Source organism: Psychrobacter piscatorii (genome assembly GCF_001444505.1).
In the GTDB taxonomy this organism is placed as follows: domain Bacteria; phylum Pseudomonadota; class Gammaproteobacteria; order Pseudomonadales; family Moraxellaceae; genus Psychrobacter; species Psychrobacter piscatorii_B.
In genome coordinates this window covers 1-24,407 of the sequence record NZ_LNDJ01000086.1, presented here as the reverse complement: position 1 = coordinate 24,407, position 24,407 = coordinate 1, and the positions used below count along the sequence as shown (strand labels likewise).

Here is a 24,407-nt window from a genome sequence, read left to right as displayed (position 1 = left end):
CTCATAGTGCTATCCTAAATAATTTTACTTATCTAGGACAGCCCCAAAGATTATTATTAACGCTGTTATTTACGACCACGCTTCCAGCTAAACCCCCAGTTAAAGGCCTTATCCATCTCTTGATGTCCTTTGAAATATTGATTGATACGTTCAACATTGATACTGCCCTGCTGATTGACCAAACGCGCGATGGCACACATCGGCAAGTTACCAGCCCCTTCTGTTAAACGGGTCTCAATCGGTGACTGATCGGGTACATGAATGGTCACGACGCCATCGGTTTTTTCCCAGTTTGGCGCGCCCTCATAAATAAAGGCAAAGATAAATACCTCCTCAATCTGTGACCACTGCTTACCATTGATATCAAGCCACTCACCGCCACTCACCTGCCCCGTTCTATCATCGGCTCGCAAGCATACATAAGGCGCTGATTGCAGGCTACCGAAGCGATTACCCAGTGCTTGAATCAAGGTTTTTTCGCCGTTTTTTAGATGAATCATCGCGCCAACATCTAGATCGATACCGCTTGATTGATGCTGTTTGAACAGATCACCCAATAGGCCTTTCTTGGGAGTGGCCTTATTACCATCTGAACGTTGGTTCCAATCTAAGTTCACTGAGATTTTGCCAAAATCATCGCGCTTTTTCAGATTGATGCTTGATTGGTTCTTGGTTAAAGTGATTTTGCTAAGATTAATCGAAGGAGTAGCAGGAATCGGTGGCGGAGTACTCGCTTGAGAGGTATTGCCTGCTTTTTGCGTATTAATCGGCTGAGCCTGATTTTGCGTTGCTGGCGCATCATCAGCAATCTCAACGCCAAAGTGCTCCGACAACGGTTTTAGGCCGCCATTAAATCCTTGCGCGATAAAACGGAACTTCCAGCTTCCCTGCCGACGATAGCACTCAGCCAAAATAATGGCTTTTTCGTTACGTCCAGTACTGCTCAGCTGACAAGTCATCAACACTTGACTGCCTTGTAGTACCTGAATATCGACATCGCCGACTTGTGCCAGCGTTTGCTCGCTAGAGAATGCCAAAGCAATCTTGTCGATATTGGCAGGCTGCGCGGGCAAATTGATATCAAAAAATCCGTCACTGTCATGACCGCGAAAACTAACATTGCCGTCATCGCTACGTTTCTGACCATAAAATATCATGTCACCATCGCCGCGTACTTTGCCATCAGTCGTCAGACGATAAGCGGCGCAATCAATGGCGTTTTGGCTTAAGATGCGAACACTAATATTATCAGTTGGTAATGGCGCATTGGCACCTGCGATCAGTTGTTGAGGTTGATTCATCATACGTCCTTTAGATTCTTTATTATGTTATCGTTGTTGTCATTGGCATGCTCACTATCGTCATATAGTAGCATGAATATTATGAACATTTTAAACCGAGCAATCGCGCTACTAGCTACAAGATCACTCTTACAAATCCTTTTGCCTATTTCATCAGGAGCATTTATAACCTGTGCCATTTGTATATAATATATGCTGCTGAATGATCAAATTTTGACTATACTGCCGCCAGTTTTCAATAACCGTATCCACTCATCCAACTCCCTACATATGATAATAACGCTGAGAGAATTATGACTAACCTTGCTAACGATAGCGTCCACTCCACATCAATAGCTGCTTGGTTAGCTGAGGGTCAATCCAGCCAGCGCGATATGTTAGAGAGTTTGCAGAACTTAAAAAGCAAATCGAACAACCCCTTTAATATTATTGCCTCACACCGTCATAACCGACCTGAGATTTTTGAATTTGCTGATAGGGTCTATCGCGAACCATATCCAGAAAAAGCAGCCATAGAGGATGAGGCACAAGAGACAACTGAGCCTGTTATACCTCGCTGGCAATTCGTCTTGGAACACGCCAAAGAGAATAACGTCAAAGTATTATTAACGGGCCGCAATGGGGTCGATTATGAAGCGCATCGTGCGGCGTTTGAGGCCGCTGGTATTCGTTTGCTTACAGGCGCAACCAGCGTAGCAGCACTAGAGTCGATCGAAGATAAATTTTCCTTTATGCAGCAGTGTCACCAACACAATATCCCTGTCGCTGATGCTTGGCGCTTTGATAATGTGACAGAGCTGGAAGCATTACTTACCGAACACAGTCATCAGCCCCTATGTGTCAAACCAGTTGTTGGTATTTTTGCACAAGGGTTTTGGCGCTTGGACTCAGGTAAAGAACCTGATGAACACCACGATAGTTTTGAGCATTTGTACTTTACCGAAGAGAAAAAAATCAATACCGCGCAGTTTATCAATGCGTATACCAACAGTCTAATGGTACGTGAGCGCCCTATTCCTATGCTGCTTATGCCTTATCTATCAGGGCAGGAATACTCTATCGATGTGGTCTGCGAATACGGTGAGGTCTTGGCAGCCGTCACGCGTTATAAAACAGGCAAAATCCAGCATATCGGCTATGAGCAATCCGTCATGGATGTGGTGATTCCATTGATTAAAGTCTTTGGCTGTGATGGTATCGTCAGTGTGCAGACCAAAGCTGATGATGACGGTCAGCACCGTGTGCTTGAGATCAATAGCCGCCCGTCTGGTGGTATTGGTTACACGACGCATAGCGATGTGGATTTGACACAGGTCGGATTTGGCTATTGGCTTGGCTTGACCGATAAGCCACAATTGACTGATATCATACAGCAAATAACGCCCTGCCAAGTACGCTCCATTATGGTAGGCGTAAAAATTGAAGATACTGCTGAATAAGTAAAAATAAGCAGGCAACATAAAGAACGACTGACAACCGAGTATATATCTAACAAGAGGTAGACGATGACAGCACAGACCACACTCGTGTTAGGCGCCAATGCTGTTATCGCAGACGTGCGCTGCTCGGTCGCATTTTCTAGCGCTTCTCCGCTTAGGTTTGGACAGCAGCTTGGGCTACTTTGGTTGCCATTAGATGCCAATCGTCAGGCCGTTTGTAGCCCTGCTTATTTACATGAGCCCAAAGACTGGGCAACGATAGATGATACCAATAACCCAAGCAAATGGCAGCTTAATCTACTCAAATTGTTTGAGCAACAAGGTGTGCATTTTTTACAGCTGATTGCTTATGCTTACGATGAGCCTAGCCTGAACTTGCCTGCGGTTGAGCTAAGCAATGTTTGCTTAACACTGAATGATGGTGCACTTCGCTACGACTTTACAGCGCGCGAACGCCACGTCAAAGCTGCGATTATATTAGAGATATATCAGCGCAACGGACAGTTTAAATGTCGGGCGCTTGGCGAAGCTTCGACCCAAGGTTTGACGAGTCTTGAGCAGCGAGTACAAGTCAGTCTTGATGTTCGTCCACCCAACACACATGCACGTATCCAAGCAGCACAACAACAGCAAGCCTGCCCTCACAATGAAATGCGTCCGCCTCGTCACGTGCAGGCAGGTGAGACATGGACAGGGACGGCGTTTGCCATTGATCCGTACCACCTGCTTACCTGCTATCATGTGATTGAGTCCGCTCAAATGATTGGCATACGTCAGCAAGGTCAGCCTGATCGCGAGGCACAAGTCGTGCTCAGTGATATCGGTAGCGACTCCGCTATTATCAGAGTCAGCGACCCCCTGCCCAGCCATATACCATTGGCACAGCAATGCAGTGACATATTGGGTGAGACCATTACTACATTAGGATTTCCATTATCAGGGCTAAGCAGTCAACTACAAGTCACACAAGGCTGTATCTCAGGGCTAACGGGCTTAAACGATGATATTCGTTACCTTCAGTTTACCGCGCCCATTCAGCCTGGCTCTAGTGGTAGTCCTTTACTACTACCAACTGGTGAGGTCGTCGGCATGGTGACTGCCAGTCTCGTTCATGAACACGCACAAAATATGAACTATGCGGTGAAATTTCAGTTATTATCTGCGCTGCTTGCGAGCGCCGGGATCAGTTTGGAGAGCATATCTGATTCGTCAAGCGCTATGCCTTTGACCACACCGCAATTGAGCAAACAAAGTCGCAGTGCATTATGGCTGGTTGGCTGTCAGGGTTAACGACATACTACAATGATAAGATCAAAAGAAAAACGGCATTAATCAAGGACTGTTATATCAATGAAACTCAACAACATAGCCGTTCTTATCGATGCCGATAATGCTTCAGCTAATAACATTAATTATATTTTACGTAAGATAGAGAGTATCGGTAATGTTACTTGCAAAAAAGTCTATGGTGACTGGGGCAATGTACATATTCAAGGTTGGCAAGAAGCACTGCTAAAACATGCTATCGACCCAATACAACATTTCGCCTATGCTAAAGGTAAAAATACGACTGATATTGGTCTAGTTATTGAAGCTATGGACTTATTACATAGTGGTCATTATGACGGCTTTTGCTTAGTATCTAGTGATAGTGACTTCACCGCTTTGGCGTTACGCATACGAAAAAATGGTATCAAAGTCTTTGGTTTCGGTAAAAAGCAGACCGTTAAAGCATTCACACAAGCCTGTGACAGTTTTTACTACGTGGAGGATCTAGTACCTTTACCAAAAGCACTGCCCATTAGCGAGCACAAAGACACGCCTAGCTTTGATACTAAGACAAAACCATTGCTGCCTGTCGCCGAATCCAAAACATCACCCGAAAAATGGACAACCAAAGCACTTCAAAAGCAGACACATCTTATTAGCATATTAAACAAGCTGATAAAAGAAGACCCAAATTCTGCCAAAGGCTGGTCAAATTTATCTTATCTTGCTAGCCAGATTAAACAACACCATACAAATATCAAGTTAGATAGATACGGCTATGCAAAGTTTTCAGAATTAATTATAGCAATGGCGTTATATGACATCCGTACTGTGAACAAAGTAATTTCTATTAAACTCAACAACGATGTATTGCCAACTTTAAGTGTGGAGCCAAACGACAAGGCCACATCAGTATGGGATGAGGGTCGCCTAAAACGTGATACAAAATTATTAACTAGTCTGCGTGCTTCCATTATCGATCACCCGAAAGCCGATAATGAGCGCTGGGTGAATTTCGGTTTGATTGGCAACGCCATAAAAACACACTACCCAAATTTCGATCCTAAAAATTACGGTTATGCCAGACTCTCTAGCATGATTAGAAATATCGGAATATTTGAAACCAAAACGGTAAACTCTACGCTCTATGTACGTCATAAAGCTAAGTAAACACTAGCAACAAACAAAATCTGATAATACATAGGACAACAAGAAATAATGAATGATACAAATCAAGATATAACTTCTAACAAAACCTATAAACGCAGCATCACCCTACCTCGCGGCACCCTTGATCTGACCTATCAGACCAACTCAATGGCTAACAAAAATAGCCTGAAACAAAACGACAGTTATCAATTAGAAGATCTGCTTGGTTTTGCTCAGCGTATTAATCCAAAACGGGCGTTTTTGTTTGTATCCAAAGTATTGGGTCGTCATATTCCCGTTGCACCCAGCACGATGCGAGATGCGTTTACTGATTTGGCCAATTTGGTTCCTAATGATTTGCCTGCACCCGTTCTGGTCATTGGTATGGCAGAGACAGCGGTCGGTCTATCGGCAGGCGTGCATCAAGCACTACAGACACGTTATCCGCAGGCGTTGCTCCTGAATTCTACTCGTCATGCTCAACATAGTGACAATAACTCCGAAACGTTACTAACAACGTTTAATGAAGATCATAGTCATGCCAGCCAGCATTTAATTTATCAAAGTACAGATAGCATCACGCAAGAGCAGCTACTCGCTAGCAAAACGCTGATTATGGTCGATGATGAAGCATCAACAGGCAATACTTGTGTCAATGTCGTCACGGCCTTACGTGATGCAGGGCTGACTCAGTTAGAGCAAGTGCATCTAACGACTTTGGTTGATTGGTCATTAGATCAAGAAAATACAAACCAGCAGACAGATGACCTTAAGCCTGCGCGTATGGCAGATCGCTTAACTGGTATTGAGTTTCATCGCCATCATCTGCTCTCTGGCGCTTGGCAATGGACAGACGCGCCCAACCCAGAGCCTATCACCATGCCATCGGTTGATACCACTGCCGCTGGTAGTCAAGCGCTTGGATTTACAGGTAACTGGGGACGTTTTCCCACATTAAATAGCACAGATGGGTTTGACAACTATCTTTCGAGCTTTCAGGCTGCATTTGCAAGCTTCCATAATCAAGACAGCTTTGATGTCACTCAATTACCCAAAAAAATCTTGGTGTTGGGCAGCAATGAGTTTGTTTGGTTGCCGTTTTTGTTGGCGGAGTGGCTTGAGACAACATCTCAAAACCTCAAAGCTGACACAAATGCTATCGTGAAATTTAGTGCGTTAACACGCTCACCGATTGCGCTTGGCGGGGCCATCACCACGATGTTGAGCTTTCATGATAATTATGGGCTTGGCATGACCAACTTTGTTTATAATGTCGATCCTGACGAGTGGGACTTGATTGTGTTGTGTGTGGAGACATCAGCTGATAGCGTCGATACCATGTGGCGCGGTTTGAATAATGTTTTGGTGGTCAGTCCGACGACTTAAGCCATTCTTTAACTTTCATACTTACTGTTTACGGACGACGTCATGACTATCCCATTTTTCAAGCCCAGCGCCGATATTATCAAACCCTATGCCTTAATGGATTTGGACGATACACTTTTTCAAACCCAGCGCAAGATTGATGCTTGGCAAGTCCCGACTGCAGAGCCAGAACACTTGATTTGTGCGACGGTCAACAAGCAAAACGAGCCACTAAGCTTTATGAGTCAGCGCCAAGCGAGCTTCTTTAATTGGCTACTCAATAGCACTGAACTGATCGTAGTAACAGCACGTGACCGCAGTGAGATCAAACGCGTGAAACTGCCATTCGACAGTTGGCAAGTATTGACTCATGGCGCCATTATTTTAACGGCTAATGGGCAGCTACTCAGCGCGTGGCAGCAACATATGACTAGCAAGCTTGCACCGTTGCAAGATAAGTTAAACCAACTGAGCGAGATGCTTGCTAGTCATAGCAAAAGTGAGCAAAGCCAGTTGGTATTTACGCCGCATATTGATTGCTTTAACAATGGCTCTGTTGATAAAGAATTAACCATTTATTTAGCAATCAAACACGCACAAAAAGACCATCAAGCGTTAATAGATTTGGCCAAAAAACTGCCCACGTTAATACGCGATTTTGAGCAAGATTTTTATGTGCATGTCAATGCCAATAATCTAGCGATATTACCGCATGCGGTACACAAGCGTCATGCCGTACAGTTTTTATTAGACAATCATTTAGATCATCAGCGTCCCAGTTTTGGCTTTGGTGATAGCTTAGCAGATTTGCCTTTTCTGCAACTTCTTGACTGGTACGGTATGCCAAGCCGCGGTCAGATGCATGAGCAATATTAGTCTTAGCTATCAGTTTAAACTATCCGTTTAAACAACTAGTCCAAAAAACAGATACATAACCTCATTATTATCACGAGTGCCATTATTCATATTATGACTTTACCTAACATACAGACCAATAGAGCCAATCTAAACAATTACGGCTCAGGTAGCTACCTTGTCAGCGATGTGACGGTCCTACTCGATATTGTCGATAAAGACGCTGTTGCCGATGTGCCTGTCAGTCAAAAAGAAGCACTCATTCAAAGTGGGCAACGTCACTACTCTGATATGTTGACTTTAGAGCAAGCGCCTACCGCGATGCACGAGCAGCTATACCGTCAAGCGCTAGCGCAAGGTCGTGAGAGAGCCGCAACTGATATCGCACGCTTAGCGCATACCCTACATGATGTCTTTGGTCATAATGTCAGTGATGAGCATCCGCTGGTATTGGTTAGCTTGGTACGGGCAGGTCTACCGATTGGCGTGCTATTGCAGCGCGCATTGTCAGACACAGATAGCAGCTATCATTTACTAAGCAAGCATTATGGTATCAGTATCATTCGTGATCGCGGGCTTGATCCTGTGGCGCTGCAAATGCTGCTGGACGCTTATCCAAACAGTCCAATTGTATTCGTCGATGGCTGGACAGGTAAAGGCGCGATTTACAAAGAGTTGGCCCGTAGCTTAGACGTATTTAGCGACACGGCTCATGCCAACTTTGCCAATATTTTTCATCAAGGTGCTGATGTCATTCCGCTCCTGACTCTTGCCGATCCAGCAGGCGTTGCTTGGCTCGCGGCGAGCGCGGAAGATTGGTTAATTCCGTCGGGTTTATTAAATAGCACCGTATCAGGTCTGATTTCGCGCAGCTTATACACCGAGCCATCATTAGGCCTGCATCGCAGCGTCTTTTATGAGAGTTTGATAGAGGCAGATCATAGCTTGGCATTTATCGATCATGTTGATGCAGCTAGACGTTCATTGACTATGCTGCCAGAGCGTTTGCCAACCTATCAACAACCGCGCTACCAGACGGCAGCATTAATAGAGACGCTTGCAGCAGACTATGACATCACTAATCGCAACCGTATTAAGCCAACTATCGCCGAGGCGACGCGCGCTATATTGCGCCGTGATCCAGAGCGTATATTGCTCGCGACCGCGGCGCATCCCGATACCGTGCTATTACGTCATTTATGTGAGCAGCGAGGCATCACTATTGATGTATTAGGTGATAAAATACTGCCTTATCAAGCCATCACCCTTATCAAGCAACGTGCCAAAGACAGTTAATGCCTGTAGTATCAATTCATCTCGCATGATTGAACGCTTGCCCTTTACACTCTATTTATGATGCCAACTATGTCAGATATACAACACAACGAATTAGAGCTTTATCAGGATACTCAGTCTTATGCGCATCTGATTACTGAGCGTCATGCGATGGTCAGACCGCACACACATCACCCATACCAGCTGGGTGCTAGCCTATATATGCCTGCCACTCGCCAAGACATCTGGCAAGTGATTAAGCGTGACAAGCTACCAACGATCAATAGTATCATTATTTGTTTAGAAGATGCTGTCAGTCATGAGGATGTGGAGTTGGCGCTTGAGCGTTTGCGCACGCTGTTGGGTACGTGGGCTGAGCACGTCAATAGCATTAATGATCCATCCCGAGCCGCTGCTATTCACGCACAGCACCCAACGCGTCCACTGGTCTTTATACGTCCGCGTAGCCCAATGATGCTACAGCAATTGGCTGACTATGCGCATATTAATCTCATTGATGGTTTTGTCATGCCAAAAGTCGATATGTATAGCTTATCCAATTGGCGCATGGCTTGTCAGAATCTCAGTGTTGATCATCTGCTAATGCCGACGCTCGAAACGGCCGCATTATTTAATCCGCATCATAACCAAGAGCTGGCGATTGCTTTTAAAGAAGCCTTTAGTCAGCCAGTGTTTGCGCTACGTATCGGTGGTAATGACTTATTTGCCGCGCTGCGCCTGCGTCGTCCAAAGAATAGCATTGTCTATGATACGCCTATCGGCACCCTTGCCTATCAGCTGCTTGGCTGCTTTGTACCGCATGGTTTTTATTTGACAGCGCCAGTATTTGAGTACTTGGACCAGCCAACCCTCTTTATGCAGGAGCTAAACCGCGATGTCAGTTTGGGACTGGTAGGTAAAACGGTCATTCACCCAAGCCAAATTACCCTCGTGCAACAAGCCTACTGTGTGCCGTTAAGCAAATTGGATGAAGCGCAAGCGATTTTGCACTCTGAGGCCAAGGCTGTGTTTAAGTACAACAACACCATGCTAGAACCTGCCACCCATCGTGCATGGGCAACCGAAATCGTCAATCGTGCAGAAGTATTTGGCACCATTGATGATGGTCACAGCCAATACAGCTCACGAATGTAATCGTTAACTATATGGTATCTCTTAATACGATGCAAAAAGCCGCTACTTTTTATTAATAGCGGCTTTTTTTTATGCATCTTTATAGACTACTGCTTAAACAACCTGACAATATAAAACTTTTCTTTAACTGCTAAATATTACACGCAATTTTCCAAAAACTGATTAAGCACTCGGTTCACTTGATCAGGCTCTTCCACTGTCGACGTATGGCCAGCGCCTTTAATAATAGCAAGCTTCGACCCAGCAATAGCAAAATGCATGCGCTCAGACTTTGCGTAAGGCGTTGCGGCATCCTCGTCACCCACGACGATAAGTGTCGGCGTCGTGATATTACCCAATTGCTCATAAGTGCCAGTACGATCGATGACACCCATTGTTGCCTTAACGACACCGTCCTTGCGATTACTTTGTAGCATCGTAAGCCACTGTTTGCGATCAGATTTGCGCAGCTTATCGGCCAAAAAAGTACTGCCAAACATAATCGGCATGACTTTATTGCTCACGCGCTTCATACCAAGCCAACGAATGGCTTTGACTAACTTACGATACTGAGGGACATTTTTTGGATCTTCAGGGTCGGCTGACGTCTCAAGCAGCATTAATGATAGCAGCAAATCCGGTCGCTTAAGCGCGATGCGTTGAGCGACAAATCCGCCCATAGATAATCCAGCGAAATGACAATGATCAATACCCAGCGCTTCAATTAGTCCAAGGGTATCCTCAGTCAATGTCTCCATATCATAGCCTGATTTGGTAATCTGTGACTGACCCTGCCCACGAAAATCAAACGCAATGCAGCGATAATTCGTTTGAAAATATTCTACCTGCTTATCATACATCTGCGAGCTCCACAGCAGACCATGGGCAAATACGATAACGGGTTTTTGCGTGTCATTTGGCGCACTGTCTTCATAATAGATATCGACATCATTGACTTTTATCGTTGGCATAATCACTTCCTTGTTTGATGAAAACTTTGATTAATCATTTGAGCGGCGCATGACCTAACGCGCTACCTGCATAGTAGCATAATCTATTAATAAGTCAGGAAGTCGCCTTTTTATGAACCATGCGTCTTATCTACATCTTATTCATACACTCTTTTTGTTCATACAGACATGACAGTTTATACGAGTAACTCAAAGAGCTAACTGCCCTGTAGATGTGTCTTAAGCGCCCACAAAACCCGCTTTTATAATGCGCGCAAACTGCTATAGTAATCGGCATTGCGTTATTTTTTACCACCACTTTGTACCACTAACTCTTATGCAGGTAATCAAAATAACTGCTTAAAACAATCATTTAAAATAAGGAAATCTCAGATGTCACAGCCTATCGTTGATTATCAAGTGAACAATCACATTGCCACCATTACGTTTAATGATCCAAAAAGCCTAAATGCGTTTGGTACGCCCTTAAAAAACAACGTACTAATAGCGCTAGATAAAGCGGCTTCTGATGATCAAGTACGAGTCATTATCTTGCAAGGCGCTGGTGGTGATTTTTCAAGCGGCGGCGATATCAAAGAGATGCTATCCGAAGGACTGGACAAAGACGTCATCTCAACCAAGTTGAGAGGTATGGTAGAAGGCGCAGGCGAAGTCAGCTTAAAGCTACGTAATGTCCATAAACCAATCATTGCCAAATTAGAAGGTGCTGTGGCAGGGGCTGGTATGAACTTGGCGCTTACTTGTGATTTTCGTATCGCAGCAGACAATGCAAAGTTTGTCCAAGCCTTTGTTAATATTGGTTTAGTACCAGATGCAGGCGGTATTTATTTATTGAATCAGTTGGTTGGTACAGCAAAAGCCACTGAGCTTGTGATGCTGGGTGATAAATTGAAAGCCGAAGATATGGCGCGCTTAAATCTAGTGAACAACGTGGTGAGTGCTGATGAGCTAGATGCTACCGTTCAAGCATTGGCCCTACGCTTGAGCCAACTGCCAGGTAAGGCCTTAGCCGCTATGAAAGAAAGCTTTAATGTACATGCTTTTGCTGGGTTAAGCGATGCGCTAGATATGGAAGTGGAACAACAGACCATAATGGCAAAAACTGATGACTTTATCGAAGGTGTTAGCGCCTTTATCGAAAAGCGTAAGCCGGTTTATCAAGGCAAATAATTGGGTAGTAGGCTGGTTGATTTGACGGCTAAATGTATTCCTAATCAGATAATTCGCTATTTATAGTATCAAAAAAAGGGCTGCCAATATGGTAGCACTTTTTTCGTTTATGTCTGCAGTTAAGAAGCAGACGCTGACTTATAGTGATACGGTAAGGTAAATATCTTGTCAAAAATAAAGGTGAACACGAAATTATAAATCAAGAAAAATACCAGTAAGGCGGCTTCCATCATAAACGCTTGGAGCAAGCCAACGTGATACCAAATCATATATAGCGGCAAGCAGATCAAAACCAAACCAACTTCAAATATCAAGGCATGAACACTACGAATAAGCAGCGTACGCTCTGCTATTTGCCTGCGCTCCTCCCAAGTCTCAAAAGCGGTGTTGTATACAAAGTTCCAAATGATGGCAGCCAGAGAGACCATCATCGCGACAGGTAGAGAGTCCGATGCCTCGCTATTGCTGAGCTTCATCAATACAAAGGTAGAGGAGATAATTGCGACAATCTCGAACACAGTTACGTAGACAATACGACGTTTAAACGGTGATAATGTAATCATCAACCAAGACTCCAAAGCACCTATTTTTAAACAAAGAAGTGCGTATCAAAGTATCGGTCCGTCCCGAGATAGAAAAGATAAAAAAGAGGTAAGTGAAGTGCAGAGCCACGGTTTCCGCCTGCCCTTATATTATACATAAGATAGTATAAAAAATCAGCTGGTGCCTTCATAACAAAAACCCCGCATCATTTTGACACGGGGTTTATTTTTATCTTACTAATTAGCTTTAAAGCAAGATTAAGTTAACTGAGCAACATTAATTTTATCCGCTTCTTCAGTGTACTCTTCCATACGATCGAAGTTCATGTATTGATACACTTCATCACCCATACTGTTTAGCATGCCAGCATACTGCTGATATTCATCGTTAGTCGGCAATTTACCGAGTACTGCAGCGACTGCTGCAAGCTCTGCAGATGCTAGGTATACGTTCGCGCCTTGACCCAGACGGTTCGGGAAGTTACGAGTCGACGTCGAGACCGCAGTCGATTTCGGTGCGATACGTGCTTGGTTACCCATACATAGTGAACAACCTGGCATTTCAGTACGAGCGCCAGCTTGTGCATAGACGTTGTAATAACCTTCTTCCATCAACTGGCGTGCATCCATCTTAGTAGGCGGTGCAATCCATAGACGAGTCTTGAGACTACCTGCTGGTACGTCTTGTAGCAATTTACCAGCGGCACGGAAGTGACCGATGTTGGTCATACATGAACCAATGAATACTTCATCAATGGTATCACCAGCCACGTCTGCCAAGGTCTTGGCATCATCTGGATCGTTCGGGCAGCAAAGGATAGGCTCTTTGATCTCGCTCATATCGATAGTGATGTCGATAGCATATTCAGCATCATCATCCGCACGCATGAGGCTTGGGTTTGCCAGCCACTCTTGCATAGCTTCGATACGGCGGCTGATGGTACGCGCATCGCCATAGCCTTCAGAGATCATCCACTTAAGTAGCGTGATGTTTGAGTTTAGGTACTCAGTTACCGATTCTTCAGATAGCGTAATGGTACAGCCAGCCGCACTACGCTCAGCTGAGGCATCAGACAATTCAAACGCTTGCTCAGCGGTCAAATCTTCTAAACCTTCGATCTCAAGAATACGGCCGTTGAACTCGTTGATTTTACCTTTCTTATCAACCGTCAAGTAACCTTCTTTGATCGCTTGATAAGGAATCGCATGTACGAGGTCACGTAGTGTGATACCAGGCTGACGCTCACCAACGAAACGAACACGCACAGATTCAGGCATATCAAGTGGCATCACACCAGTTGCCGCTGCGAAAGCAACTAGACCAGAACCCGCTGGGAACGAGATACCCATTGGGAAACGAGTATGCGAGTCACCACCAGTACCAACGGTATCTGGCAGTAGCATACGGTTCAACCATGAGTGAATGATACCATCACCTGGACGTAAGCTGACGCCGCCACGGTTCATGATAAAGTCAGGTAGTGTGTGCTGAGTCTCAACGTCAACTGGTTTTGGATAAGCCGCAGTATGACAGAATGACTGCATCACGAGATCCGCTTGGAAACCCAAACATGCCAAGTCTTTTAGCTCGTCACGTGTCATTGGGCCAGTCGTATCCTGAGAGCCAACGGTAGTCATCTTAGGCTCACAGTACATACCTGGACGTACGCCTTCTAGGCCACACGCTTTACCAACCATTTTCTGCGCTAGCGTAAAGCCTTTACCCGTATCGGCTGGCTCTTCTGGCTTAGCAAACACGTCTGAGTGACCAAGACCCATGTATTCACGCGCACGGTTGGTCAAACCACGACCAACGATCAATGGAATACGGCCACCAGCACGCACTTCATCAAGCAAAGTAGGTGAGCTTAGCGTAAACGTTGATAGCACTTCATCAGAGTCATGCTTGGTGATTTTGCCGTCATGTGGGTAGATGTCAAATACATCACCCATATTTAGGTTATCAACCGCGACTTTTTCGATTGGCAATGCGCCAGAATCTTCCATCGTGTTGAAGAAAATCGGAGCGATGTTGTTACCTAGTACTAGACCGCCACCACGTTTGTTTGGCACGTTCGGAATATCTTCGCCCATCAGCCATAGCACTGAGTTGGTCGCAGACTTACGGCTAGAGCCGGTACCGACAACGTCACCAACGTACGCAAGTGGGTGGCCTTTTTCTTTTAGCTCATCAATAAGTTTCATTGGACCACGCACGCCCTCTTCGTCAGCAGTAATGCCGTCACGAGAGTTTTTGTGCATGGCTAATGAATGCAATGGGATATCAGGACGGCTCCATGCGTCTTGCGCAGGTGACAAGTCATCCGTGTTGGTCTCGCCAGTGACTTTGAACGTCGTGTAAGTGGTTTTCTTTGGTACTTCAGGGCGATTCAAGAACCATTCTGCGTCAGCCCAAGATTGAACGACTTCTTTAGCAATGGTGTTGCCCGCTTCGGCTTTTTCAGTCACGTCATTGAACGCGTCAAATACGAGCAAAGTCTTCTTTAATGCTTCAGCAGCGTCTTGTGCGACTTCGCTGTCATCTAGTGCCGCAACCAATGGCTGAACGTTGTAACCACCTTGCATTGTACCTAAAATTTGAACCGCTTTTTGCTTGCTGATCAATGGTGATGACGTCTCACCTTTTAAGATAGCTGCCAAAAATGCCGCTTTCACGTAGGCTGCTTGGTCAACACCAGCAGGGATACGGTTTTCTAGCAAGTTCATCAAAAATGCTTCTTCGCCCGCTGGCGGATTCTTTAGTAATTCAACCAACTCTGCTACTTGTTTTTCGTTCAATGGTAGCGGAACCGTTCCTAGCTCAGCACGTTCTTCGACATGTTTACGATAAGCTTCTAACACAATAGTCGTCCTCGTCAGTTGGGGTTTAGCACATTACGTGGGTAGTCAGCATGACCGCCTGCGTCTATATACTATAGGGAATAATTATCCGTGCAATCATAGCTTAAAACGCTCTAAATGTTAATGGCTGAGCCTTCAAAAGGCTCATAGTAAGGCCATATCCAACATTTATTATCAAAATAGTCCCATCAATAATATGATTGTAGGCCCCATTATAACGGGCATTCACGCATTTTCGTTTCTCGTTCGTTTATCGTTCCTTTATTGATAGCCACTTGCTTTATGAGTGCGCAGACACCATATGACGATTATAGATTTTCATAACAGGATTAGGGAGGATGCAATATGAATGATAGTAATGCCAACTATCAGGCAGGTCTAAAAGTCCGCACAGAAGTGATGGGTGAAGCACATGTAAAACGCTCACTCGATGCGGCGACTGGATTTACTCAGCCATTACAAGACTGGATCATTGAGCACGCGTGGGGCAGCACATGGCAAGATGAGTCAGTACTACCACGCAAGTATCGCTCCTTAATCACCATTGCTTTTTTAATTGCGCAAAAAAGCCCAAATGAGCTAAAAGGACATATCCGAGGTGCCATCAACAATGGCGCTAGCGTCGCTGAGATTCGCGAAGTGCTGATGCATAGCCTCCCATACTGCGGCGCACCTGCCACACAAGAAGCGTTTCGCGCGGCTATCGAAGTGTTTAATGAGATGGGTATAGATATTGATAACTTAAACAAAAAGCCATAGCACAAAGGGTTGAATAATAAACCCTGAGCGCAATATCTGTTATAATAAAGACACCTATAAAGCATGCTGATAATTCCATAAACCCTTATACTATAAAGGGTTAAGAGATCATTGATTATGACTACTGCCGTACAAACCCATATTCCTGCGCCAAGAGTAAAACCCAAAAAAGCCATTCAAGGTGAAAAGCTGCGTGGCTATGATAAAGTCGCGCGCATCCCGATTAAAGTAATCCCGACAGTCGAAGCGAAGAAAAAGCCGGATTGGATTCGAGTAAAAATGTCCTCACCTGCCGAGGTGGCACGTATCAAAGCTAAGCTGCGCGAACAAAAGCTCTATACTGTTTGTGAAGAAGCCGCTTGCCCGAATCTTGCGCAGTGCTTTGGTGACGGCACCGCCACCTTTATGATTATGGGTGATATCTGTACTCGCCGCTGTCCATTCTGTGATGTCGGTCATGGTCGCCCTAATGAGCTAGACAAGGATGAGCCACGTCATACCGCTGAGACTATTCAAGGCTTGGGTCTTAAATATGCGGTGATTACGTCTGTTGATCGCGATGATCTAAAAGATGGCGGTGCTGGACATTTTGTAGAAGTGCTAAACGAGTCAAGAGCGCTTAGCCCAAACTGCTTAATTGAAATCCTAGTACCAGATTTCCGTGGTCGTATGGACATTGCATTGGACTTACTGACAGAGACTGCGCCAGATGTGTTTAACCACAATATTGAAACCGTGCCACGTCTATACAAAGCCTTCCGTCCAGGTTCTGATTATCAGCATTCACTCGACTTGCTCAAGATTTATAAAGAGCGCCGTCCTGATATCGCGACCAAATGCGGGTTTATGGTTGGTCTTGGCGAGACAGAAGAAGAGGTATATGCCCTACTTGATGATCTAAAAGCGCATGATGTCGATATGATCACGATTGGTCAGTATCTACAGCCTAGTAAGAACCATGCCCCTGTTGACCGTTATGTCCATCCAGACGAGTTCCAACGCTATATGGACTACGGCAAAAAGATTGGCTTCTTTAGCATTTGGGCAGGCCCAATGGTACGCTCAAGCTACTTTGCTGATCGTCAGTATTATGGCGAAGATTGCCCAGCGCCTATCCGCAGCAAAAAAGCATTAGAAGAGGAAGGCAAACTTGGCTGCTAATTTAGCCATACGGTGATATAAAACCGCCGCTAACCACTGTTGCTACACGCTATCGTTAATACAGTTGTTAAAATACAAAAAGGGTGAATAACAAATCTGTTATTCACCCTTTTTTATGACTTACTCTAATATCAGTGGCTAAAACTAAACACTCACTGTCGGCGTTGGTGCCGCACTTGTCTTTATATTGAATACCGCAATACCAAGTACAATCACACCGCCTACGATACCTGTCATCAACTCAGGATAAATCAATAACAAGGCACCAATCGCTAAGATGATACGGGTTATGGTATTCATCTCACCTCTGAAGTACCCCTCAAGCGCTGAGCTTAATGCAATCACACCTGTCACTGAGGTCACAACGACTGTGATAATATCCAAAATAGGCGGTAGCGGGAAGTCTTTCGCCGTAACTGCCAGACCAGTTGGATCTATCATGAGCATCGTCGGACTATAAATAAACATAAATGGCACGATAAATCCGGCAAGTGCCAGTTTGAGCGACAAGAACCCTGTTTTCATCGGGTCGCCACCGGATATACCTGCACCAGCAAAGGCTGCTAGACACACAGGCGGGGTAATATTGGCAAAGATACCAAAGTAGAAGACAAACATATGCGCTGACAAGATTGGAATATCAAACCCTGCCAATGCCGGGGCTGCCATGGTCGCCGTAATGATATAGGCAGGGATAGAAGGTAGCCCCATGCCCAAGACCATTGATGCGAGCATCGTCAAAATAAGCGTAAAGAACAATGACCCTGCGCCTAAGGTCACGATAGAAGATGTCATTACCGTACCAAAGCTGGTCAGACTGACCACGCCAATGATAATACCGACGACTGCACAGGCCGCCATAACCGCGAGCGACTGGCGCGCACCGTCTTCTAATGCACCCAAAATATCAGAGAAGCTCATACGTGTTTCAGCACGTAGCATACTGATTACCACGGTAAAACCAATCGTATAAGCAGCTGCATATCCCACAGGTACATTTCTGATTAATAAGAAAATCAAGAAGACAATCGGTAATAGCATGTGACCGCGAGCTTTTAACACTTCTTTTACCGCGGGTAAGCTCTCTTTGGCGATACCTTTTAGGTCACGACGTCCAGCGCGGAAGTGCACTTGTGCAATGACCCCTAAGTAGTACAATATCGCAGGCAACAAAGCGGCAAGCGCAATCGTGCTATACGGCAGGCCTGTGGTCTCCGCCATAATGAACGCACTGGCTCCCATAATCGGTGGCAAAATCTGTCCGCCAACCGAGGCACTGGCCTCAACCGCGCCTGCAAAATCTTTATGATAACCAACCTTTTTCATCAATGGAATGGTAAAGGCACCCGTACTTACCACGTTTGATAATGCAGAACCATTAATACTGCCCATAAAGCCACTAGAAATCACCGCGACTTTTGCAGGTCCTCCTTTTTTGTGACCTGCGATGGCTAATGCCAAATCATTAAACAGCTGTCCCATTCCTGAGCGTGCCAAGAATGCACCAAAGAGAATGAACAAAAAGATAAAGGTTACTGACGCGCCAATCGCAACAGAATAAAGACCTTCGGTTTTTAGGAATAATTGACCAAAAATATCGCCCATGTCATAAGGGCGAGTCAGCAATCTATCAGGCATGAAATCCATGTGACTGACAAACGGATAGGCCAAAAATATCCCTGCCAATATTGGCAAAATCCAACCGGTGATACGGCGACTGCCTTCTAGCACACAGACCACAGTGATCAGCGAAAATATCACGTCAAGCGGATTGGCCATGCCACCACGTGAGGTCACAATGTCTTGATATTCGTAGATCAAATAGCTCATACCGGACAAAGACAATAAAAACCAAATCCAGTCATACCAAGCGACTCGACTGCGTCTGCTATTTTTACTGGCGGGGAAAATCAAGAAAATTAAGGCAAAACCAACACCGACATGTACAGAGCGCTGTAGCAATGCAGGCATCGGGTTAAAGGTAATATAAAGATGAAAAAGTGAATAGAGTATACAAATACCAGCAATGAAATACTTTACTGGTCCTTGCGTAATATGACGTGTGATTGACTCTCGGTCATATTTTTCCAGTACTGCTTTGTTGATCGCATCTGCATCAGCATCTTTATCAACATTGGCATCTGGCGTGGTATTCACGCTACCGTGATCCGTCACTTGGGAGTTCATGACACAAGTCCTTTTTAAATCTATCAATTAAACCATACGTCTTAGGCATGATCACCACTTCAGAATAATCTGGCACCCACTGATGAATCAAAAAACGGTGACCAGTATAATCGATCTCGCCTTTGGTCAGTCTAGAGACTACCCAATTTAGGCTAGGTAGTTTTTCATTGACTTGATAACCCAGATAGCCAGGTTTTTGTATGGGTGCAAGGGGTTCGGTCGAAGGCGTACCAGCACCAAATGCTTCAAAGTATGTGGTGGTGAGGAGTAGCATAGCGTCTTCTGTGCTGCTTTTTTCTATGCGTTGGTACTGCTCTTCCCACCACTGCTTTTCTACAGAATGTATCCAGCGCAGCTGAAAGTCAGGGTCAGTGAAATAACATACCTTGTCGTCGCTACCCTCTATTGCAACGCGAACCTCGACCACAGACTGATGCGCGACACCTATCCATAGGGTCAAAAAAACCAGCGCTGCAATACATGCTGCGCCAGTCGATAACCATAATAAATTATTTGGCTGCTTGTTCGTCATAGTACTTTTTAGCGCCAGGATGAATTGGAGCGACCATACCTTTACTAGCCGTCTCTAGACTGATGTCGTTGGCTGCTTGGTGTGCTGTTTTTAGACCGTCCAGATTATCAAATAACGCCTTAGTCAATTTGTAGCCATCAGATTCAGACAGATCAGAGCTCACCAATAGCGCATTCATGATTGCGGCAGTTGGAATCGCAGCATCATTGCCATACGTTCCAGCAGGGATTTCAAAGGTATTGAAGTAAGGCTTGGTTGCAATGATTTCTTTTAGCTTGTCTTGATCGATAGTAACCAACTGCAAATCTAAACCTTGCTCTAGCTCCATAAGCGATGAGTTTGGCAGACCACTACTAAAGAATGCGGCTTCAATCTTGCCCGCTTTCATACCATCAGCTGCTTCAGCAAAGCCCAAGTAATCAACAGTGATGTCATCATAGGTGATACCAAAGCCTTCTAGTAGCGTTCGAGCATTGACTTCCGTACCAGAGCCTTGATCGCCAACGGCAATACGCTTGCCTCTCAAACCTTCAATATTTTTGATACCAGAGTCTTTTGTCGTCACGATTTGCACCACGTTAGGATACAAGACTGCAATCTGCTGAATGTTGGTAATGGGCTTATCAAAGTTATTTTTGCCTTCGACCGCGTCCGTGACCACATCACTGAGCGCCAAGACCATATCGACTTTGCCTTGGGTCAATAGATTGACGTTTTCGACCGATGCGCCCGTGGTTTGTGTCTTTGAGTTGACCCCAAAGTTTTTTACATAGACTTCGGACAATGCAGTGCCGATGATGTTATAAGGGCCAGACGCACCGCCTGTGGCAATGGTTAGGAACTTAGTATCGAGTGTATCGGTAGCCGCATCAGCTGACGTACTATCCGCAGAAGCCGTCTCATTGCCTTCTGAGCTTGGCGATGAGCAGGCGGTTAAGCCTAGTATGGCGCTTAATATCGCTGAAAAAAGTAAGGGAGATTTTAGAGAAGTGAGCATTAAGTTCATCCTTGAAATAATCGATTTAATACAATAAACGGCATTAATATATAGGTATTAATCCGTTACACCTGAGTAATAATATAGCAAATTTTGTGATAAATAAACCAAAGACTGTTTTCTCTTTTGCTTTCAATGCCTTATATTTCAGGCTTTTTGAGAAAATACTTGCATCTTTTATAATAGCCAAAACCTATATTGTTTCGCTATGTGAAACTTAGTTTCAACTTTATTTAACCAAATTTCGATGCTGTTGTAAACCTTTATCACAGTTTATGTGCATGCATTACGCTGTATAGTAGGATTTATTTTTATTACCACTCTGATTTTGCTATATTTTGACTGGATATTTATTCATTGGCTTTGTCTAGAGCACGTTTTACGTAAGCCGACAAATGCTTCATTATATGAACCGAAATCATTATTTTTTTATGACTCAACTTGGATAATTTTTATGACAACATCTACAACAGAGGCGCTGGAATCGTTGTCTGCTGACATTGCCATCATTGGTGGTAGTGGCTTGTATCAGGTCCAAGCACTGACTAATAAGCGCAGCGTGACGATACAGACCCATTATGGCAGTCCATCCAATGACATTGTTTTGGGTGAATTAGAAGGCGTAACGGTTGCTTTTCTGACGCGGCATGGTCAAGGTCATAAATTTATCGCCAATGTTCAACACGCCCTAAGATTATCTACACCATTTTCGATTATTTTCATAATCCAGTATTCACTTTATAAAAAAATAAGGCCACGAATGGCCTTATTTTTTCAATAGCTACTTTTGATAATAAGGATAATCGCTATAGCCTATTTCCGTGCCACCATACATTGTGGCTGGATCTACCTCATTGAGCGGCCAATGATGAGCTATGCGCTCTGGTAAATCAGGATTAGCAATAAAAGGACGACCAAAAGCAAATAAATCACCATAACCTTTAGATAACATATTGAGCGATTTCTCTACAGTGTATTTTCCCGCATAAATAATACGTCCTGAAAACTCAGCTCTAACCGCTTGATAAAAGGGCTCTGGTAAATTAGGTGCACTATCCCAATCAGCTTCTGCAATGGACAAATAAGCGATGCCCGCTTTCTCAAGTACTTTAACCGCTTCAATATAAGTATGATGAGGATCTGATTCTACCAGCCCTAAGTACACACGATCCTCACCGGTACTAGCAAACAAAGGCGCAAAACGGACGCCTAAACGATCAGCACCGACCACATCACTGACAGCAGCAACCACTTCTTTTAGGAACCGCAAACGATTCGCTAGCGAGCCACCATACTGGTCATCACGTTTATTGCTATGCTCAGAGATAAACTGGTTCACTAAATAACCATTGGCACAGTGCAGCTCTACCCCATCAAAACCCGCTTCTAAGGCGTTGCGAGCGGCTTGAGCGTACATCGTTATCAACTCGCTCACCTCTTCTGTGCTCAGTGCCCGCGGCTCACTTGGATCAGCTAAAGCACCTTCGCCTGGACCTGTTTCAATGAATACTTTGACATTATCAGCAGTAATAGCAGAGGGCGCTACAGGCTGATTTTGGTTGGGTTGTAAGCTAGTATGAGACACACGGCCAACGTGCCATAGCTGAGCAAAAATAATACCGCCCTTGGCATGTACCGCTTGCGTGATTTTTTTCCAGCCTTCAATTTGTGCTTGCGTATGAATACCTGGCGTCCATGCATAACCTTGGCCTCTGGGTTCGATCTGTGTCCCCTCCGTCACCATAAAGCCTGCAGAAGCACGCTGGGCATAATAACTTGCCATTAAATCATTAGGAATATTGCCAGGTTGCGTGCTACGAGAGCGCGTCAATGGTGGCATCACAATACGATTTTTAAGCGTATAAGGCCCAAGTTTTACAGGCGAAAACAGTGCACTGGTATTAGGAATAGTTTGTTTCATAACATTCTCTTTTATAGCAAACGGATAGGCTTATTACTTGAAATTTATCTGTTGTTTTAAGGTTTGATTGATCACTTAAGTAATATGAGTAAGCATAAAGTTTTAGAGGTACAATTAGAAACAACGTTTTCTTGTTGAAGATACAATTATTAATGGTACAGATGATGAATGGTATAAATCGGCTTGATATCAAACAGCTCAGAGTGCTACAGGCATTGCTTGATCTAAAGAACCTATCAAAAGTTGCACGCAAAATGGGCTTAACCCAACAAGCTATCAGTGAGCAGCTGCGTAAGCTACGTGATCTATTTGATGATCGTCTGTTTATTCGTCAAGGAAATAGCATGGTGCCCACACCAAAAGCACTATCGATGCAGCAACCTATTAACGATATATTAAGACAGTTAGAGGTGCTCTTGGAGCCGGATGTGTTTACGCCGCAAACCTATAAAGGTGTTTTTACGATTAGTGTGACCGATTATGCGACGCAGGCATTATTACCGCAGTTGTTTAATCTAACGCGCCGTGAAGCGCCTAACTTAAAATTGATAGTGCGAGATTTTGCCTCAGACAACATCAATCAGCTTATTGCGGCAGGCGAACTTGATTTACTGCTTACCTTTCCAGAGTTTATCCCTGATAATTTATCTTATGTCACTTTGTTTGAAGAACAACATTTATGCATTACAGGTTATAAAAACGAGTTCGCAACAAAGGTGTTAACACTGGCACAAATTGCAGCACACCCGCAGCTGGTGGTATCGCCTTCGCGTGCCAACTTGCGCGGTTCTCATGATCAGTGGTTTGCCGAAAAAGGGCTTAAGCGAAACATTGTGATGTCAGTGCCTAGCTTTTCAGCTGTGCCAGATATTTTGCATACCACTGACATGATTGCCTTTTATCCCGCGCGACTACTGCCAAACAGTAAAGTTAAAGCGCTTAAAGTAGAAGCCCTACCGCCTACCTTTAAGATAATAGCCGCTTGGCATCCACGTACCAATGACAGTGGCATTCACCGTTGGCTAATCGAGCAATTACGAGATTTATAATGGATAGGAGTAGTTAGTATAGTCAAATTCACTTAAAAATGTTATAAACTAATTATCAAATTCAATTGTTATTATAAAGACCATGACTTACTCACTAGATTTTCGCAAACAAGTACTAAAAAGCTTAGACGAGGGTATGACCTTTGCCGAGGCAGCTAAATTCTATAACCTCAGCCCAACCACCATACAAAACTGGAAGCGGCGTATTCATAGTAAAACAACCAGGCAAACCAAACCCTATAAAATACCAGATGATGTGCTACTTAATGATGTCAAAGAACATCCTGATGATTATCAGTATGAGCGAGCACGTCGTCTAAACTGTAGTAAAACAGGCATTCATCATGCCCTAAAGCGCCTAGGCATCAGTCAAAAAAAAGACCTTAGAGCATCCAAAAGCCTGTCCGATCAAAAGAGCGATATACCACAGTAAGCTTAATAGCTTTAAGCAGCAAGGCTATCCCATCGT

Annotated in this window: 21 protein-coding genes; 13 read left to right on the top strand and 8 right to left on the bottom strand. The window is 44.5% G+C overall.

What is annotated here, in order from left to right:
• Positions 1-65: 65 nt before the first annotated feature.
• Positions 66-1,301, bottom strand: coding sequence for a TerD family protein (locus AS194_RS09610; RefSeq protein ID WP_058025295.1), 1,236 nt, complete (start codon positions 1,299-1,301; stop codon positions 66-68).
• Positions 1,302-1,594: 293 nt separating this feature from the next.
• Between AS194_RS09610 and AS194_RS09600 the strand changes: the two genes are divergently transcribed.
• The 7 genes from AS194_RS09600 (at position 1,595) to AS194_RS09570 (ending at position 9,808) form a co-directional block, all read left to right on the top strand.
• The gene (locus AS194_RS09600; RefSeq protein ID WP_058025293.1) at positions 1,595-2,740 is read left to right on the top strand and encodes an ATP-grasp domain-containing protein; all 1,146 of its coding nucleotides are present in this window, start codon (positions 1,595-1,597) and stop codon (positions 2,738-2,740) included.
• Positions 2,741-2,806: 66 nt separating this feature from the next.
• Positions 2,807-4,030, top strand: coding sequence for a S1 family peptidase (locus AS194_RS09595; protein ID WP_058025292.1), 1,224 nt, complete (start codon positions 2,807-2,809; stop codon positions 4,028-4,030).
• Between the two features lie 60 nt (positions 4,031-4,090).
• Entirely contained in the window at positions 4,091-5,179 is a 1,089-nt protein-coding gene (locus tag AS194_RS09590; protein WP_058025291.1) for an NYN domain-containing protein, read from the top strand.
• A gap of 48 nt (positions 5,180-5,227) precedes the next feature.
• On the top strand, positions 5,228-6,544 hold the full coding sequence (locus AS194_RS09585; protein WP_058025290.1) for a phosphoribosyltransferase domain-containing protein: 1,317 nt from the start codon (positions 5,228-5,230) through the stop codon (positions 6,542-6,544).
• Positions 6,545-6,586: 42 nt separating this feature from the next.
• Complete coding sequence (locus AS194_RS09580) at positions 6,587-7,399, top strand: HAD hydrolase family protein (RefSeq protein ID WP_058025289.1); 813 nt, start codon at positions 6,587-6,589, stop codon at positions 7,397-7,399.
• Positions 7,400-7,492: 93 nt separating this feature from the next.
• Complete coding sequence (locus AS194_RS09575) at positions 7,493-8,674, top strand: cysteine protease StiP domain-containing protein (protein ID WP_058025288.1); 1,182 nt, start codon at positions 7,493-7,495, stop codon at positions 8,672-8,674.
• A 69-nt stretch (positions 8,675-8,743) separates the two neighbouring features.
• Entirely contained in the window at positions 8,744-9,808 is a 1,065-nt protein-coding gene (locus AS194_RS09570; protein ID WP_083499658.1) for an HpcH/HpaI aldolase/citrate lyase family protein, read from the top strand.
• 137 nt (positions 9,809-9,945) lie between these two features.
• On the opposite strand, the gene AS194_RS09565 is transcribed toward AS194_RS09570, so the two are convergent.
• On the bottom strand, positions 9,946-10,758 hold the full coding sequence (locus AS194_RS09565) for an alpha/beta fold hydrolase (RefSeq protein ID WP_058025287.1): 813 nt from the start codon (positions 10,756-10,758) through the stop codon (positions 9,946-9,948).
• Between the two features lie 372 nt (positions 10,759-11,130).
• Between AS194_RS09565 and AS194_RS09560 the strand changes: the two genes are divergently transcribed.
• A complete protein-coding gene (locus AS194_RS09560; RefSeq protein WP_058025286.1) occupies positions 11,131-11,928 on the top strand; it encodes an enoyl-CoA hydratase/isomerase family protein in 798 nt (265 codons plus the stop codon).
• A 119-nt stretch (positions 11,929-12,047) separates the two neighbouring features.
• On the opposite strand, the gene AS194_RS09555 is transcribed toward AS194_RS09560, so the two are convergent.
• Both AS194_RS09555 and acnB read right to left on the bottom strand, forming a co-directional pair.
• Positions 12,048-12,491, bottom strand: coding sequence for a PACE efflux transporter (locus tag AS194_RS09555; RefSeq protein ID WP_083499657.1), 444 nt, complete (start codon positions 12,489-12,491; stop codon positions 12,048-12,050).
• 237 nt (positions 12,492-12,728) lie between these two features.
• Positions 12,729-15,332 (bottom strand): bifunctional aconitate hydratase 2/2-methylisocitrate dehydratase, encoded by a 2,604-nt coding sequence (gene acnB / locus AS194_RS09550; protein WP_058025285.1) that lies wholly within the window; start codon positions 15,330-15,332, stop codon positions 12,729-12,731.
• Positions 15,333-15,677: 345 nt separating this feature from the next.
• On the opposite strand from acnB, the gene AS194_RS09545 reads away from it, so the two are divergent.
• Positions 15,678-16,091 (top strand): carboxymuconolactone decarboxylase family protein, encoded by a 414-nt coding sequence (locus AS194_RS09545; RefSeq protein ID WP_058025284.1) that lies wholly within the window; start codon positions 15,678-15,680, stop codon positions 16,089-16,091.
• A gap of 117 nt (positions 16,092-16,208) precedes the next feature.
• Positions 16,209-17,252, top strand: a complete 1,044-nt coding sequence (lipA, locus tag AS194_RS09540; RefSeq protein ID WP_058025283.1) for a lipoyl synthase — start codon at positions 16,209-16,211, stop codon at positions 17,250-17,252.
• A 144-nt stretch (positions 17,253-17,396) separates the two neighbouring features.
• Here lipA and AS194_RS09535 read toward each other — a convergent pair whose 3' ends face one another.
• Genes AS194_RS09535 through AS194_RS09525 form a run of 3 tightly spaced genes read right to left on the bottom strand, consistent with a single transcriptional unit; the run spans position 17,397 to position 20,968 of the window.
• On the bottom strand, positions 17,397-19,439 hold the full coding sequence (locus AS194_RS09535) for a TRAP transporter permease (RefSeq protein WP_083499656.1): 2,043 nt from the start codon (positions 19,437-19,439) through the stop codon (positions 17,397-17,399).
• On the bottom strand, positions 19,411-19,971 hold the full coding sequence (locus AS194_RS09530; RefSeq protein WP_058025282.1) for a DUF1850 domain-containing protein: 561 nt from the start codon (positions 19,969-19,971) through the stop codon (positions 19,411-19,413). Before AS194_RS09530 ends, AS194_RS09535 begins: the two co-directional genes overlap by 29 nt.
• A complete protein-coding gene (locus AS194_RS09525; protein ID WP_058025281.1) occupies positions 19,949-20,968 on the bottom strand; it encodes a TAXI family TRAP transporter solute-binding subunit in 1,020 nt (339 codons plus the stop codon). The genes AS194_RS09530 and AS194_RS09525 overlap by 23 nt, the downstream gene beginning before the upstream one ends.
• Positions 20,969-21,422: 454 nt before the next feature.
• Here AS194_RS09525 and AS194_RS13915 point away from each other — a divergent pair, with 454 nt between their 5' ends.
• Complete coding sequence (locus tag AS194_RS13915; RefSeq protein ID WP_058025280.1) at positions 21,423-21,749, top strand: hypothetical protein; 327 nt, start codon at positions 21,423-21,425, stop codon at positions 21,747-21,749.
• On the opposite strand, the gene AS194_RS09515 is transcribed toward AS194_RS13915, so the two are convergent.
• Positions 21,750-22,889 carry an alkene reductase gene (locus tag AS194_RS09515; protein WP_058025279.1) on the bottom strand — a complete coding sequence of 380 codons (1,140 nt, stop codon included), beginning with the start codon at positions 22,887-22,889 and terminating at the stop codon, positions 21,750-21,752.
• A 164-nt stretch (positions 22,890-23,053) separates the two neighbouring features.
• On the opposite strand from AS194_RS09515, the gene AS194_RS09510 reads away from it, so the two are divergent.
• Positions 23,054-23,938, top strand: coding sequence for a LysR family transcriptional regulator (locus AS194_RS09510; RefSeq protein WP_058025278.1), 885 nt, complete (start codon positions 23,054-23,056; stop codon positions 23,936-23,938).
• Between the two features lie 82 nt (positions 23,939-24,020).
• The gene (locus AS194_RS09505) at positions 24,021-24,371 is read left to right on the top strand and encodes an IS630 transposase-related protein (protein ID WP_058025277.1); all 351 of its coding nucleotides are present in this window, start codon (positions 24,021-24,023) and stop codon (positions 24,369-24,371) included.
• The last annotated feature ends 36 nt before the right edge of the window (positions 24,372-24,407 follow it).

What these genes read in the sequence shown, in the direction of transcription:
- AS194_RS09580 (WP_058025289.1), top strand. Translation starts at nt 6,587, where the DNA reads ATGACTATCCCATTTTTCAAGCCCAGCGCCGATATTATCAAACCCTAT.
- AS194_RS09530 (WP_058025282.1), bottom strand. Translation starts at nt 19,971, where the DNA reads ATGACGAACAAGCAGCCAAATAATTTATTATGGTTATCGACTGGCGCA.
- AS194_RS09570 (WP_083499658.1), top strand. Translation starts at nt 8,744, where the DNA reads ATGTCAGATATACAACACAACGAATTAGAGCTTTATCAGGATACTCAG.
- AS194_RS09510 (WP_058025278.1), top strand. Translation starts at nt 23,054, where the DNA reads ATGAATGGTATAAATCGGCTTGATATCAAACAGCTCAGAGTGCTACAG.
- AS194_RS13915 (WP_058025280.1), top strand. Translation starts at nt 21,423, where the DNA reads ATGACAACATCTACAACAGAGGCGCTGGAATCGTTGTCTGCTGACATT.
- AS194_RS09590 (WP_058025291.1), top strand. Translation starts at nt 4,091, where the DNA reads ATGAAACTCAACAACATAGCCGTTCTTATCGATGCCGATAATGCTTCA.
- AS194_RS09610 (WP_058025295.1), bottom strand. Translation starts at nt 1,301, where the DNA reads ATGAATCAACCTCAACAACTGATCGCAGGTGCCAATGCGCCATTACCA.
- AS194_RS09585 (WP_058025290.1), top strand. Translation starts at nt 5,228, where the DNA reads ATGAATGATACAAATCAAGATATAACTTCTAACAAAACCTATAAACGC.
- AS194_RS09515 (WP_058025279.1), bottom strand. Translation starts at nt 22,889, where the DNA reads ATGAAACAAACTATTCCTAATACCAGTGCACTGTTTTCGCCTGTAAAA.
- AS194_RS09525 (WP_058025281.1), bottom strand. Translation starts at nt 20,968, where the DNA reads ATGCTCACTTCTCTAAAATCTCCCTTACTTTTTTCAGCGATATTAAGC.
- AS194_RS09535 (WP_083499656.1), bottom strand. Translation starts at nt 19,439, where the DNA reads ATGAACTCCCAAGTGACGGATCACGGTAGCGTGAATACCACGCCAGAT.
- AS194_RS09575 (WP_058025288.1), top strand. Translation starts at nt 7,493, where the DNA reads ATGACTTTACCTAACATACAGACCAATAGAGCCAATCTAAACAATTAC.
- AS194_RS09600 (WP_058025293.1), top strand. Translation starts at nt 1,595, where the DNA reads ATGACTAACCTTGCTAACGATAGCGTCCACTCCACATCAATAGCTGCT.
- AS194_RS09560 (WP_058025286.1), top strand. Translation starts at nt 11,131, where the DNA reads ATGTCACAGCCTATCGTTGATTATCAAGTGAACAATCACATTGCCACC.
- AS194_RS09595 (WP_058025292.1), top strand. Translation starts at nt 2,807, where the DNA reads ATGACAGCACAGACCACACTCGTGTTAGGCGCCAATGCTGTTATCGCA.
- AS194_RS09555 (WP_083499657.1), bottom strand. Translation starts at nt 12,491, where the DNA reads ATGATTACATTATCACCGTTTAAACGTCGTATTGTCTACGTAACTGTG.
- AS194_RS09545 (WP_058025284.1), top strand. Translation starts at nt 15,678, where the DNA reads ATGAATGATAGTAATGCCAACTATCAGGCAGGTCTAAAAGTCCGCACA.
- AS194_RS09505 (WP_058025277.1), top strand. Translation starts at nt 24,021, where the DNA reads ATGACTTACTCACTAGATTTTCGCAAACAAGTACTAAAAAGCTTAGAC.
- lipA (WP_058025283.1), top strand. Translation starts at nt 16,209, where the DNA reads ATGACTACTGCCGTACAAACCCATATTCCTGCGCCAAGAGTAAAACCC.
- AS194_RS09565 (WP_058025287.1), bottom strand. Translation starts at nt 10,758, where the DNA reads ATGCCAACGATAAAAGTCAATGATGTCGATATCTATTATGAAGACAGT.